Origin of the sequence: Candidatus Tisiphia endosymbiont of Nedyus quadrimaculatus (assembly GCF_964059235.1) — a bacterium.
Lineage (GTDB): Bacteria > Pseudomonadota > Alphaproteobacteria > Rickettsiales > Rickettsiaceae > Tisiphia.
The window spans coordinates 1424186-1438022 of record NZ_OZ060452.1 but is presented as its reverse complement, the minus strand read 5'-3'; the positions used below and the strand labels follow the sequence as shown (position 1 = coordinate 1438022).

Annotated in this window: 12 protein-coding genes and 2 pseudogenes; 3 read left to right on the top strand and 11 right to left on the bottom strand. The window is 32.6% G+C overall.

Going from position 1 to position 13837, the window contains the following annotated elements; translation table 11 throughout:
* Positions 1 to 31 precede the first annotated feature (31 nt).
* From AB3211_RS06915 to AB3211_RS06885, 7 genes and pseudogenes are all read right to left on the bottom strand, one after another.
* Positions 32 to 409 carry a TrbG/VirB9 family P-type conjugative transfer protein gene (locus AB3211_RS06915; protein WP_410521219.1) on the bottom strand — a complete coding sequence of 126 codons (378 nt, stop codon included), beginning with the start codon at positions 407 to 409 and terminating at the stop codon, positions 32 to 34.
* 61 nt (positions 410 to 470) lie between these two features.
* Complete coding sequence (locus AB3211_RS06910; RefSeq protein WP_367364092.1) at positions 471 to 1190, bottom strand: virB8 family protein; 720 nt, start codon at positions 1188 to 1190, stop codon at positions 471 to 473.
* A 381-nt stretch (positions 1191 to 1571) separates the two neighbouring features.
* The gene (gene mlaD, locus AB3211_RS06905; protein ID WP_367364091.1) at positions 1572 to 2027 is read right to left on the bottom strand and encodes an outer membrane lipid asymmetry maintenance protein MlaD; all 456 of its coding nucleotides are present in this window, start codon (positions 2025 to 2027) and stop codon (positions 1572 to 1574) included.
* Entirely contained in the window at positions 2027 to 2368 is a 342-nt protein-coding gene (locus AB3211_RS06900) for a complex I NDUFA12 subunit family protein (protein WP_341748339.1), read from the bottom strand. The genes mlaD and AB3211_RS06900 overlap by 1 nt, the downstream gene beginning before the upstream one ends.
* Positions 2356 to 2718: pseudogene (locus AB3211_RS06895) on the bottom strand (RNase H family protein); the annotation flags it as partial. The gene AB3211_RS06900 and the pseudogene AB3211_RS06895, both read right to left, overlap by 13 nt.
* Positions 2719 to 2934: 216 nt before the next feature.
* Positions 2935 to 3069, bottom strand: a pseudogene (locus AB3211_RS06890) (RNase H family protein); the annotation flags it as partial.
* A gap of 73 nt (positions 3070 to 3142) precedes the next feature.
* Complete coding sequence (locus tag AB3211_RS06885; RefSeq protein WP_367364839.1) at positions 3143 to 4555, bottom strand: phosphomannomutase/phosphoglucomutase; 1413 nt, start codon at positions 4553 to 4555, stop codon at positions 3143 to 3145.
* 53 nt (positions 4556 to 4608) lie between these two features.
* On the opposite strand from AB3211_RS06885, the gene tsaB reads away from it, so the two are divergent.
* A complete protein-coding gene (gene tsaB, locus AB3211_RS06880) occupies positions 4609 to 5286 on the top strand; it encodes a tRNA (adenosine(37)-N6)-threonylcarbamoyltransferase complex dimerization subunit type 1 TsaB (protein ID WP_367364090.1) in 678 nt (225 codons plus the stop codon).
* A 34-nt stretch (positions 5287 to 5320) separates the two neighbouring features.
* Here tsaB and AB3211_RS06875 read toward each other — a convergent pair whose 3' ends face one another.
* Entirely contained in the window at positions 5321 to 6643 is a 1323-nt protein-coding gene (locus tag AB3211_RS06875) for a hypothetical protein (protein WP_367364089.1), read from the bottom strand.
* Between the two features lie 38 nt (positions 6644 to 6681).
* A complete protein-coding gene (locus AB3211_RS06870; RefSeq protein WP_367364088.1) occupies positions 6682 to 8361 on the bottom strand; it encodes a ribonuclease J in 1680 nt (559 codons plus the stop codon).
* Positions 8362 to 8424: 63 nt separating this feature from the next.
* Between AB3211_RS06870 and AB3211_RS06865 the strand changes: the two genes are divergently transcribed.
* Together AB3211_RS06865 and AB3211_RS06860 are read left to right on the top strand one after the other, a co-directional pair.
* The gene (locus AB3211_RS06865) at positions 8425 to 9093 is read left to right on the top strand and encodes a phosphatase PAP2 family protein (RefSeq protein WP_367364087.1); all 669 of its coding nucleotides are present in this window, start codon (positions 8425 to 8427) and stop codon (positions 9091 to 9093) included.
* Positions 9084 to 9851 carry an NAD kinase gene (locus tag AB3211_RS06860; RefSeq protein WP_367364838.1) on the top strand — a complete coding sequence of 256 codons (768 nt, stop codon included), beginning with the start codon at positions 9084 to 9086 and terminating at the stop codon, positions 9849 to 9851. The genes AB3211_RS06865 and AB3211_RS06860 overlap by 10 nt, the downstream gene beginning before the upstream one ends.
* Positions 9852 to 10218: 367 nt before the next feature.
* Here the strand turns inward: AB3211_RS06860 and bamA are convergent, their stop codons facing one another.
* Both bamA and rseP read right to left on the bottom strand, forming a co-directional pair.
* Entirely contained in the window at positions 10219 to 12567 is a 2349-nt protein-coding gene (gene bamA, locus AB3211_RS06855) for an outer membrane protein assembly factor BamA (protein WP_367364086.1), read from the bottom strand.
* A 65-nt stretch (positions 12568 to 12632) separates the two neighbouring features.
* Positions 12633 to 13700, bottom strand: a complete 1068-nt coding sequence (gene rseP / locus AB3211_RS06850; protein ID WP_367364085.1) for an RIP metalloprotease RseP — start codon at positions 13698 to 13700, stop codon at positions 12633 to 12635.
* Positions 13701 to 13837 lie beyond the last annotated feature (137 nt).

Below are 13837 nucleotides of genomic sequence, written 5' to 3'. Positions count from 1 at the left end.
AATTAACTAATTCTTATCCCGAACTGGGGTATTATTGTGAAGTACTAAACCTTTTTTTAGGATAATAGAACCTAACTACATACACCAAGTCTTTTTCACGTCCTTCTTCTAATTCTTTGGACACAACATCGAATTGGTAAGTCCTTTTATTAGTTATGATAGTCATATTTGTTCTAATGTTTTTTTCCAATGGTTTAATGAATAATCTATTTGCCAACGGAGTCATTTTCCAAGCGTAGGATTCTCCTAGAACAATATTTTGGATCTCCTCATTTTTGGCGAATTCTATACTTGACTGAAAACCAAAATGCAGAACTAATAAGTAAACTTCATTAGGATTATGTATATAAGTTTTAATTCTGTTATCAGTAGTTATGGCTAGATCATCTATATCATTATCTATATGCATATTACCTGCACAAGCGTTGGCAATAACCGAATGTACTAATATTGCCGCTACGAAAAGAAGTCTAACTATTATCATCATCTACCCTATAATCATTAATTTGAAAACCTACTGGGTTAATATCTCGATCTGCATCTGTTAATTCCATTGGAATATATGCGTAACTTACCACGGCTATTTTATTGAAAACCGTTTTATTGCCTGCTGTTTCATTAATAGAGAACCTAACCATATATTTATTTTTTTCTACTCCTGACCAAGATTTAATTATTAAAAAAGTTGTGTTGTTTTGACCATACATTAAAACTGGATTTACCTCTTTATTTTGTATATATCCGAGATAGTTATAATATACTGAACTTGAAGATAATAATCTAACGCTTTTCCTTGCTTCAGTATCAAAATCAACAGGATTATATGTTTCTCTAGCTATGAGGTATTTTTTAATAAAATACCTTGAAAGTGCCTCATCACCGTTTAGTATCTCCGAAGATATTGGATTTACAATCGTTGCCATCCCCGTACTATCATCAATTTGGATAACAAAAGGACTAAACTCTCTTGAATTTACTACTATAGTTACCGCTGCTATAGATGCCATTATAAGTATTATTAGTAATATAGATAATACCAACAAGATATTACGTTGTACAATTAACCTATCAGATCTTTCTTCGTACCAATTCCTAGTAACTTTAACAAAGTTATTAGACTGAACGCTTTGAGCCTCTACCGCATTAGAAGGTGATTTTAGTATATTTAATATATTAGCTAACTTAAACATTATACATCCCCACTACTTGTAAAACCTAAGACAAGTTAGTGAATAAATTAATTCAAACATTATGATCATAACTTAATTTAACCTCAAGTATTGATGTAATAAATTAATAGTAGGCTCAAGTAATCATCCCTTTTAGGGGTGATGTCACCCCGGCGAAAGTAGCGGGGTCTAAAAATGCTCAACAACCTCGATCTACTTTTTTCAGATCCCAGCTTTCGCTGGGATGACACCCTAGGCTATTAAACCGATGTCTTACATCAATACTTGAGGTTAATTTAATAACAAAAACATTGACAATATAATTCATCAATTCTCAATATTTTTGCAGTATACACTAATTTCGAGCTACACTAATAGGTTATTTGTCATAATTCAAAAATATTACTTACGACCACTACCAAAGGAATAAATTAATTTACCTATTAAGGATTCAATATTAACTGCTGATTGGGTGTATTTTATCTGATCACCTCCAGCCAAATTTTCTTCAGATGAACCGGGAGTTACGGATATGTATCTACTACCAAGTATTCCACTTGTGACTATTGCTACACTAGTGTCTTTAGGTAACTTTATATCATTATTGATGCTAATGGTTAATAAGGCAAAAAAGCTAGTTTTATCTAGAGTTATGTTGGTTACTGATCCGATTTTTATACCAGCTAACATCACGCTACTGCCTTGAACTATCCCTTCTGCATTCTGAAAATTTGCCTTAAGTATATACCCAGATTCAACTTTTGATGAGTTACCAATTTTATAAGCAAAAACAAAAAAGCCTAAAGCAACTAGTATTACTATAAAGCCAACTAAAGTTTCTATAACATTCTGTTTCATTATTTTGATTTATCTAAAGGTTTCCAGCTACTATATTTAGCTTCAGTTGTACTATTTTTTATTAGGTTATGAGATAAGCTAGTGCCAGTGATATTAGGGAGATAATTTTGTTGCCAGTCAAATTTATTATTGTTAGTTGGCACTTCATTAGTCATATAATGTAACCAAGCATGCCACATAGGAGGAACTTTCGATGCTTCCACTTTACCTTTATAAACCACCTGTCTTCTAGCTTGACCTAAATAATTCTGCTTTTTACTTTGATAATATTTGTTACCAAATTGATCTTTTCCAATTTCCTTAGAGAAAATAGGTATAAAAAAATTATCTATGAATGACATTTAAGTATTTTTATAGCAGTTTCTTTTCCTTTCACAGCTAGTCTATCAGCCATTTCATTACCTTCATTATTATTGTGACCTTTAACCCAATTCCAAATAATATAGTGTTTACTTAACTCTTCGTACAATTTTTTCCATAAATCAACATTCTTGACAGGATCATTGTTGTTTTTATGCCAGTTATTTTTTATCCATGTGTTAATCCACTGTGTTATTCCAAGCTGTAAATACTTACTATCTGTGTAAAGTTCTACATAGCATGATTTTTTAAGAACTTTTAATGCTTCAATTACTGCTGTCATTTCCATGCGATTATTAGTGGTATATAGTTCATGACCAAATATGCTCTTCTGCTTTAAAGAAAAGCTATAGTCAATTGATGAGAATTTGGTGACGTCGTCACTCGTCGCTCGCCTATTATCTATAGGCTTCGCTCCATCGTTCCTAGCATCAAATTCTCCTGAATTGACTATATCACAAAACTTCGTGGAGTTCTCACATATATCTAACACGTTTAACTTTTTTTTGCTATACCAATTCTTCAAAGCATTTGGGTCTAGCTCTACACTAGCTCCATGAAACTGTAACAATGCCCCCCAGCCACCTGGTCCAGGATTACCTGAGCAAGCTCCATCAGTGTATATGATAACCTTAGGCAAAGTAGCTTGACTCTTTGAAATATTTGGGTCTTGTAGATTCATTGTAATTTAACCTACGCGAATTCGGGATAAGAATTTGTCAATTCTTATCCCAAATTCGCGTTTTTCGGGTTAGCTATAGCTTCAAACCATATTTGGCTAGTAAAGATGAAAGCTCTAATTTTATACTATTTAGTTTTTCCAAACTATCTGATTCGTATCTAGCAATAATGTTAGCTTCAGTATTCGAAGCTCTTAGTAACCACCATGCATATCCTTGAAATTCATTGGGTATATTATGTGAGTCAACCCTTATACCATCAATATCGTTGAAAGTGATATTTCTGCTGTTTAAATCCTCTTTTATTTGCTGAATAATATCAAATTTAAGGTTATCTGGTACAGAAATCTTAATTTCAGGGGTACTATAACATTTAGGTAACTCATCTATCATATCGTCCAAAGTTTTTTTTGACCTTGATAGTAAATCAACAAACCGTAGGGCGGCATAAATTGCATCATCATATCCATAATATTTATCAGCAAAAAATATATGACCACTAGTTTCACCGCCAAGTAACGCCTTAGTTGTTTGCATCTTATCTTTGATAAAGGAATGACCTGTTTTCCACATTATCACGTTTCCGCCATATGACTTAATCTGATTAAATATGCTACTGCTTGATTTGATATCCATTATAATAGTGGCATTTGGATTTTGATCAATTACATCTTTTGCCAATATACCAAGGATTTGGTCGCCTAAAATTATTCTTCCTTTCTTACTTATAATGCCTATACGATCTCCATCCCCATCGAATGCAATACCAATATCGCAATCCTGAGTCTTAACTATCTCTATTAGTTGTTCTAGATTCTTGGGAATAGTTGGATCTGGATGGTGATTAGGAAAATTACCATCAATTTGTGAATTGATAACGATATTTTTGTTAGGTAACCTTAACGCTAATAAGTCAATAATATTTCCAGCCGCACCATTGGCAGGATCCCATGCGACTTTTATTTGAGGATCTATAGTTATTCCTTGCAAAATCCTATCTAGATATTTATCGGTAACATTTAAATTGCGTATATTACTTAGTGCTAAAAATTTTTTTGGTATAATAAGATTGGTGGACCAATCTTGACTTAGAATATTATTCAGTAAAGCTTGTATTTGTTGGTCGAAAAAAGACTTTCCTTGTGATAACAACTTAAAGCCATTATCATCTTTGTGGTTATGGGATCCTGTTATCATTATGCTAGCTTGTGGCTTAAATATTTTATCAGCAAAATATAAAACAGGGGAGGGGACAATGCCTATTGAGGTAACCTTTCCCTTAGCTGAAATAATGCCATTAACCAAAGCATGGTAAAGGGCAGGGGAGCTTAATCTACCATCACGTCCTATAAATATTTCGTTCCCTTGCTTGGATATATGCATTTTGGTAAAACAAAAGCCAATTTTATAAGCAATAGTTGGATTAATATCTATTAGACTGCTGCCACGAATGTCGTACAGTCTAAAAATTGTTCTATTTATTTCCATTGTCATTATAATTGAGTATACTTACAAAACTTGAAATATTGATTATATTATAAATGAAAATTTTAGCATTTGATACGGCAAATAATAGTGCATCTGTTGCAATTTCTGAAGATCAGATTATTCTAGCCTATATTGAGGAATTAAGGTCTTCTATGCAGGCTGAAACTATAGTGCCAATGATTGAAGAAGCTCTGAAAATAGCAAAGCTTTCTTATCATGACCTAGACTATTTGGTCGTTACAAACGGTCCTGGCAGTTTTACAGGCATTAGAATAGGGTTATCAGTGGCAAAAGGCATTTTGCTAAGTACAGATATAATAGGCACTACTATATCTAATTTTGAGTTTTCCTGGTGGATGGCTAGCAGGCAAGTAAAAAATTATAATAAAATTTTTATTTTTCTCAATGCATATAGAGGGCAATTATATAGCCAAGTTTTTGACCAAAATGAACAAGCTTCTATTCCTTCACTGATAAATTATGACCAAGCTGTGGAGTTATTAAATACAGAAGATGCTACTATTAATGTCTGTGCAGGTAGCGGGGTAGAGATGATATACGACAAGATTAGGGATATAAAAAATTTAACAATTTTACCTCGTTTTACTAGAGTTAAGGCACTGCATATATGTAAATATATAGATGATAAAATAAGGAAGCACAATTTTTCTAACTCCATAGAGCCGTTATATATTAGACCAGCTGATGCGAAGATTAGACTTCTTACATAATTCTACTGCTACAAGAAGTCTATTAAAAAATTTCCTAACTTCTTCCTTTACCTTCCGTTTTTTCATTATGTGGAGGTGGTAACGTTGGTGCTTTAGATGACATATGTGATTTTGCTTTTTGTCCGACAAATTTTGCTTCATTCTTCAATTGTTCAGCCAATGGTAGTTTGCTCTTGTCATCAGAATATCCATGCCATTTATCTTTTAAATATTCACAAATTCTTTTAATAAAATTTTTCCTTGGCATTATCGTCTTCGATAATTTAGCTTGATCATTTACTAATTGCTTAGTAAATTTCTTTACTGTATATTTATTTGGATTATCGATAAACTTATTTAACTGTTCCGCAGCTTTTTTAGCAATGTCATTAATGGACTGTGAACTTAATTTCCCTGTCTTTGTATCTTTTTGAGCTGCGATTGCTTGATCAACTTGCTCTATCAATATGTCAGCTAAAGCCTCTGTAGCACCCTCTGCTTTTTTAAATGTGGGTATTACTTTAGGCTTATTTTCCTCAGAGGATATGATTTCTGAAACTCTTTCTTCCAAATAAGTTTTATATTGTTCATCAGTAAAAGGAGGAGTTAATAATTCTTTTGATAAAGCCTTATTACTATCAATAATTGCTTGAGGGTCTTTTGGCTCACACTTTGTTTGGATTGCTTGTATATCACTAATAAATCGATCAGCAATCTTACCAGTACCAGCCACATCAATTACTACCTGCGTTTTTGGGTCAGGATATCCTACTGTTCCCAACGAAGCGGTAATATTTACAGCCATATAATCTTGGCTATTAAATTTCGTACCCATCATCTTCCTAAGGTCACTATGTGGGGAGAAAGCATCCATACTACAATCAAATATGAAATTTTGTCCGCCGATATATGATACGTTATGATCTTTATCTATAGTGATCTTGGACATACTACCATCTCTTATCCATTCACTCCCAAGATCATATCTATCATTATTAACTGCTTTCACTTTTAGTTCAGTGAATCCAGCCATAGCACCAGCTATACTACCTTGGTGATTTGCAGCTAAAATATATTCTGTTTGTTTTTTTGATAAATGATAATCTTTTGTTAACATATCATGCATATCTTGATAAGTTACCTTATAGTCCGGATCTTTACCTAACTTACACTTAGCTAGTAAGTTTACTAGCTCTCCACCTTGGGTTTCAAGATAAAAGACACCGCGGTTTATATCCTTGTTAACCTGTTTTTCACTAGATCTAGGATTTTCTCGATAATCTTTGTCATGTTTAGGATCAAAGGACTCTGCTATATATTGTAAGACTTTATCTGTATTTTGTATAGCATCATCAGATGTAAAACTATGTGATTTCATAATACTTCCTTAATTAACTCATGTTATGTCACAATAAACTAGTTTTCAATAGTTTTTTCCACATTGACTATGATAATGGGTGATTTATTTATCTCATGTTTCAATGTTTTACGAATAGCCGACCTTACAGCATTCTCAATCTGTTCATTGAGAATGCTACCTTTTGATTTTCTCTGAATTTCTATCGTTTCAGTAATATCATCTTTAATCATATTAATTAGCTGTGCATCATCGTCAGAGTCAAGAAGCCCCGGCATAGATAAAATAGGTTTGCAACTAAGTCTACCATTTTTATTTATTACCAAACTTGCCACTACTATACCAGCATCACGCATACGTCTACGAGTTCTAAAAATTGATGATTCTGCTGGTAAAAGATAATTGCCGTCAACGGCTAAATAGCCTGTTGTTACCTTGGATAAAATATGAGGGTTATGAGGATCAAGTAATAATAAGCTACCATTTTCCACCTCAATAGCGTGTTTTATACCATTTTTACGAGCTAATTTTGCTTGCTCATGTATATGTACTGGTTCACCATGCACTGGCACACAAATCTGAGGTCTAATTAGGGAGTACATGTGTTTGAGTTCGTCAATTGATGGATGCCCAGAAACATGTACAAAGTGATCTCGTTCAGTTATCACTTCAACTCCTGACCTTACAAAAATATTAAACATACGGAAAATTTTCTTTTCATTGCCAGGAATAATTTTTGAAGAAAATATAATTGTATCTTTAGGAGCTAACTTTATACTATGGTGACTATTATTTGCCATTTTTGCAGTAGCTGCTAGAGGTTCACCTTGACATCCAGTAGCAATAACTAAAAGTTCTTGCCTTTTAAATCTTGCTATATCTCGTTCATCGATCAAAGGGGCAATATCTTTCATATAACCACTTTCCTGTGCTGCAAGCAAAATTCTATGCAAACTTCTTCCTGATAGGACAACTTTTCTTTTTGCCATCTGACCTGCGTGAATTAGAGTCTCAAGACGAGCCAAATTTGAGGCAAAAGTTGTTACCACGACCATTTGAGGACAACCTGCTATAATATCTACTAAACTTTTACGTACTTCTCCTTCTGAGCCAGAAGTTCCTTCATTAAATACATTAGTTGAGTCACAGACTAAAGCTAGAACCCCTTCATCACCATAAGATTTTAGTAGATTTTCATCAGCTTTCTTACCAAGTACTGGATCATCATCAAATTTCCAGTCTCCTGTATGGAGAATATTGCCAGCTTCTGTACGTATCATAATTGCTTGCATTTCTGGAGCTGAATGGGTTAATGGTATCATTTCTAGCTGGAATGGATCAAGATTTATTTTTGCCGAAGGTTTTACTTCATGAATTTTTATAGTTTTAGCAAAATCATATTCTGCTAATCTAAGTTTTAGAAAATTGGCTGTAAAGGTAGTGGCATATATTGGGCATTCTAGGCTACTCCACAAATATTGGATTGCCCCCAAATGGTCTTCATGAGCGTGAGTTAACACTAAAGCCAACAAATCTTTTTTGTGTTTTTTAATAAAGCTAATGTCAGCAATTATCATATCAACACCTGGTAAATATTCATCGGGAAAACCACTACCGCAATCAACCATCAACCATTTTCCTTGATAATGATATAGATTGACATTTATGCCTATTTCATTTGCACCACCAAGTGGTAAAAATAGTAAATCATTTTTATGGTTTTTAATGTTGAATGGCATATTAACTTCTATATTATGTAGGGTTTGAGTATACTTTTATAACTTATTTTTGGCTTGTAGTCTATGATTAATACTAATTTAGTTTATACTAGTATATTCACCTTTGGTATAGTTTTATTATTAACTATACTATTTCCTAATTTGGATATAGATTTCTCAAAATTATTCTACGACAGCAATAATGGATTTATCTATCGTAACAATAATATTGTACAATTATTATTTGAAGTTATTCCAATATTAAGTAAACTACTGACTATAGTAATATTATTATACCTACTTTACTTAATTGTTAAGTACAAAACTTTTAATAGGCTTATTATTTCAGGGGGCTTTTATATAATTTTATCTACAGCAATAGGTCCTGGACTACTAGTAAATTATATATTTAAAGAAAATTTTGGTAGGGCTCGTCCGCTGCAGATTAAAGAGTTTAATGGTACAAAAAATTTTACTAGAGCCTTCTCAATCTCTAATGAATGTTTACATAATTGCTCATTTTCATCAGGCCATGCAGCTATGGGGTATAGCTTAACTAGTCTTGCTTATGTTGCTCCTTTGATATTTTTCTCAAGAATTTACAGTATCACATTGATTTTTGGTACATTAGTTGGGCTAAGTCGTATATTAATGGGAGGACATTTTTTAAGTGATGTACTGGCTTCTTGTGTTGTTATATTAACAATTAATCATTTATTGTATTTATGTTGGCAAAAACTAAAATTAATTTAAATAAAATTGCGATTGTTTATAATAGTTCTACAAAATCATTAGAACTAGTTAGACAGCTTGAACTAGTTTATAAGTTTTGTAAGGTAGAAGAAGCAGAAATAATTGTTGTAGTTGGAGGGGACGGAGAATTACTACATGCGATACACCGTTATATGCATCTTGATGTTTCTTTTTATGGAATTAATTCTGGTAATATTGGGTTTTTAATGAATCCAGTTATTGTTGAAAAGTTAATGGATAATTTACAAGAATCTATAATTTCTCATTTATACCCTTTAAAAATGCAAGCAAAAAGCATAGACAATAAAACCTATACTGCCCTAGCTATTAATGAAGTATCAATATTTCGTAAAACCAACCAAGCTGCTAAATTTAGGATCGAAATTGATCAAGTTGAGCGTATGAGTGAATTAGTAGCCGATGGGGCAATGGTTGCAACCCCAGCTGGCAGTAGTGCGTACAACTTATCTGCTGGAGGTCCTATTTTGCCACTTGAGTCAAACGTATTATGCCTAACACCAATTTGTCCTTTCCGTCCAAGACGCTGGCATGGTGCGTTACTACCATTTTCTACTACTATAAAGTTTGAAATCTTAGAAAGTAATAAAAGACCAGTAAATGCAGCTGCAGATTTTCAAGAGTTTGATAATATTAAGTCAGTATTAATTAAATCTGTAAAAAACAAGAAGATAAAGTTACTATTTGATAAAAAAAATAGCCTTGAAAATCGAATTATTAAGGAACAATTTAATGAGTAATAGGGCAAACTCATAGTACCCTACATTTTTCTATAATCGTCATAGCAAGGCTCTTTAGATGCCGTGGCGATCTAGGTAAACAGCGAAGCTGTTTTTTCTAGTACGCTTCGCATATCCTAGATTGCCGCGTCGCCGCTTTCAGCGACTCCTCGCTAATAGACGATCAGTAGACATTTTAATAGTGGTTATATAAAAAATGTAGGGTACTATGGGGCAAACTATACCTATCTTTCACCTGAGTTCTATATATTCTTTAATTACACCACGTCTTTGCTTCCCTAAAAAACCTCAATTCGATGTAAGATATCGGTTTAATAGCCTAGGGTGTCATCCCTGTACCCTCGGATGTCATCGAACTCATACAATATTAAAAATGTGTAGAAAACTTTAGATGAAAAATTTGCTTTTCATCATAAGGTCTCTTTTTAATTGGCCAAGCCCAATCCATTCTGATAGGGGCAAAGCGAGTGACCCATATAAACCCCACCCCAACAGAAGCACGAAGTGACTTATCATTATAAAAACTATCAGATTTATAAATACTTTTAGAATTTAATCCTACACCCCAAAGACTACCAGCATCCATAAAAACAGCTCCAGTCAAATTAAAATCTTCTGGTAAACCAGTTGGAAAGTTGAGTTCTGTTGAAAATGTATAATATTTTTCTCCGCCAAGACCTTCATTTGTTGTTTTTTCTCTAGGACCTATTCCACTAGCAGCAAATCCTCTAAGGCTATAATCACCCAAATTAAACCGATCAGAAATTCTTACAGTTTTACCTCCTACACCCATAATATCACCGACACTACTTGAAAGTTTTAAAGTGAGTTTATTATTGATAAAAGATTTAAAATATTTACCGTCTAGTTCATGTTTTAAATATTTATTATTACCCCCAACCCCAGCAAATTCCTGAGTGCCGCTAATAACATAACCATTTTTAGGAATAATCCTACTATCAAGCTGATCATAAGTGATAGTATGTCCGATGGCGGATGTGATAAATTTTCCCATCTGTTCAGTTAAGAATATAGAACTTGAATTGCCTGGAGAGCTTAATACATCTCTCTTAATAGTATAGTCAATTTCATGACTTAAGTCTTCCGCAATATCATAACCAAGAGAAGTTTTGAGTCCTATAGATTTTAACGTATAATTTTGATCTACTTGTGAAAGAAATGAAGTCCCACGACCGCTATAATTATTGAAAACATTAAAACCTAGCGATAAATCTTTATCAAGAAAATGAGGTTCGGTTATGCCACCATAGTAACTAATACTCTTTTTTCCTACTTGTACTCCAGCATTTAACACTTTTCCAGTACCAATAAAATTGCGTTCTAAAAATGATATACGTCCAAATGGTCCTCCCGCTGTGTTATAGCCAGCATCAAAACTAATTGAAGATGTTGATTTTTCTTCAACATCAATATTAATATCATATTTGTCTTTTCGTGTTGTTGGTGTAACGCTAATAAGTACTTTTTCAAAATAATCCAAATTGCGTAAATTCTGATTACCTTTTTCTATATAAGAACGGTTAAATATATCTCCTTCAGAGATTTTAAATTCTCGTCTAATAACTTTATCTTCAGTTTTTAGATTATTCGTAATATTAATTTGATTAATAAATACTTTTTCTGCCTTATCTATAACGAATTTAATATCGGCAGTATGATCAGGGTTTTTACTACTTATATCAGGGTAAACATTAATTCCTGGATAACCTTTACTTGCAAAATGTGAAGAGATTTTATTTGCTATTTTATTCAAACTATTAATATTAAATGTATCACCCGACTTAACATTAATATATTTTTTAATTTCATTTATATCAATATTAGGTAATTTATTGTCAATAGTAATGTTGCCAAAATTATATTTTGCCCCTTCTTCAATAGAGTAAGTGATGGTAAAATATTCTTTGGTTGGATTGAGTTCTGCTGTAACAGAAATAACACGAAAATCGGCAAATCCTACTGACTGATAGAATTCCTTTAACAATTCTTTATCATACTCTAAGCGGTCTGGATCGTAGGTATCATTTGTTTCTAAAAAGTTAAACCATTTTGACTGTTTTGTTAGGATAACAGATTGTAGTTCTGTACTACGGTAATTATTATTTCCACTGAAATAGATTTGTTTAACAGTTGTTTTAGGTCCTTCTGCAATATCAAAAGTAACTTTTACTCTGTCATTTTCAAGCCTCTCAATTTTTGGCGTTACGGTTGTAGAGAAACGACCTGAACGTTTGTAGAGTTCTTTAATTTTTTCCACATCTAGTTGGATTGATGCTAAACTCATTGATTCACCAGACCTGGTAAGCAATTCTTTCGATAATGAAGATGTTTTGATTTTAGAATTACCTGTAAACACTATTTTAGTAATAAACGGAGTTTCTGATACAGTAACTATCAAATTGCCACCATTGACTAGTGTAATACTTATATTTTCAAACAAAGACGTTGAGTAAAGGTTTTTGATTGCTTCATCTCCTTTGGATGAAGTATATTCTTCTCCTACTTGAAGCTTTAAGTAATTTTCAATAGTCGAGTTTTCGATTATTTTATTACCTTGAATAGTTATTTTTTTAATATACTCAGCCGATAAAGCTGATGTATTATATAAAACAGTTGTTGCCAAAATAGCTAGTTTAATAGTTGATTTGACGTTTGTTTTCACAAGAACCTTCTTTTGTTTGGTTTTATAAGTCATACTGAACAGGAATAAATTACCTATTTCTACTAGACCAAGAAATAAATCTCGGTTAACTTAATTATTTAAAATACTAAGTTTTTTATATCATTTGACAGGGAAATTACAATAAGAAAAATAATTATCCCCATACCTAGTCTTAGTATAACATTTTTTATTGCCCCACTAAGTGTTTTTCCAAAAATTATTTGATATATTATGAACATTAAATGTCCACCATCAAGAACTGGAATCGGTAACAAATTAAGTAAACCTAGATTAATTGATATCATGGCTACAAATAGTGCAAAATTTGCTACCCCTTGTTCTAAAGATTTCCCTGACTCCTTAGCAATAGCAATTGGTCCTCCCATCTCATTTAAAGATCTTGTACCCATCAGCATTTGTCCAAAGTTTCTTAAAATTAAGTTGGAAATATAAATAACATCTTTCGATCCTTGATAGATACTTTGAAAAATATTCATTTTTATAAAAATAGGTTCATTCTTAGCAATAACTCCTATATAAGGTCTTTTTATCTCAGGTTGATTATCCAGTTTTTGACTAATCTCCTTTGGAGTTATAACAATATCAATAATCTCATCATGCCTTTCAACTAAAAGATTGATGGGTTTAGTCCCGCTCATGAATATATTTCTCTGTAAATCGACAAAACTATTAATTTTATTAGTGCCAATCATAATAACTTTATCATTTTCTATAAGCCCAGCTAATTCAGCGGGTGAATTAGCCACCACTTCACCAATTATAGGAGGTATCTCTACTTGACCATGAAAACAATAAATAGTTGTGAATATGATGATGGCTAACAAGTAATTAGCTATAGGTCCAGCAGCTATAATTAAGAATTGAACCCATAGAGGCTTGCTAAGAAAAGCTAGAGGTCTATTATCTTGGGTATTTTTAAGTGTTGCAGAGTCAAATCCATAAATTTTAACGTAACCACCGAAGGGTAGGGTGCAAATTTTCCATTTTACGCCATCTTTGTCTATTTTAGAGAAGAGTTCCTTACCAAAACCTATCGAGAATTCCTCAACCTTTACTCCAAATATTTTAGCTATGTAATAATGACCAAACTCATGAATAAAGACTAATAAGCTGATTGTTAGAATAAATCCGAATATTGATAACATACAACTCATTATTTTTTAAATAGGTTTACTAAGTTATGCTTTTTTGCTATAGCTAATACTCGATAATCAAGTTTTTCCTTAACCGTCATCGCGAGGCATCTTTAGATGCCTCGCGATCCAGGTAAACAGCGAAGCTG

Bases quoted from the DNA above. Each gene is read 5' to 3' on its own strand.
- AB3211_RS06885 (WP_367364839.1), bottom strand. From the start codon at position 4,555: ATGGAAATAAATAGAACAATTTTTAGACTGTACGACATTCGTGGCAGC.
- rseP (WP_367364085.1), bottom strand. From the start codon at position 13,700: ATGTTATCAATATTCGGATTTATTCTAACAATCAGCTTATTAGTCTTT.
- bamA (WP_367364086.1), bottom strand. From the start codon at position 12,567: ATGACTTATAAAACCAAACAAAAGAAGGTTCTTGTGAAAACAAACGTC.
- AB3211_RS06900 (WP_341748339.1), bottom strand. From the start codon at position 2,368: ATGTCATTCATAGATAATTTTTTTATACCTATTTTCTCTAAGGAAATT.
- tsaB (WP_367364090.1), top strand. From the start codon at position 4,609: ATGAAAATTTTAGCATTTGATACGGCAAATAATAGTGCATCTGTTGCA.
- AB3211_RS06910 (WP_367364092.1), bottom strand. From the start codon at position 1,190: ATGTTTAAGTTAGCTAATATATTAAATATACTAAAATCACCTTCTAAT.
- AB3211_RS06915 (WP_410521219.1), bottom strand. From the start codon at position 409: ATGCATATAGATAATGATATAGATGATCTAGCCATAACTACTGATAAC.
- AB3211_RS06865 (WP_367364087.1), top strand. From the start codon at position 8,425: ATGATTAATACTAATTTAGTTTATACTAGTATATTCACCTTTGGTATA.
- mlaD (WP_367364091.1), bottom strand. From the start codon at position 2,027: ATGAAACAGAATGTTATAGAAACTTTAGTTGGCTTTATAGTAATACTA.
- AB3211_RS06870 (WP_367364088.1), bottom strand. From the start codon at position 8,361: ATGCCATTCAACATTAAAAACCATAAAAATGATTTACTATTTTTACCA.
- AB3211_RS06875 (WP_367364089.1), bottom strand. From the start codon at position 6,643: ATGAAATCACATAGTTTTACATCTGATGATGCTATACAAAATACAGAT.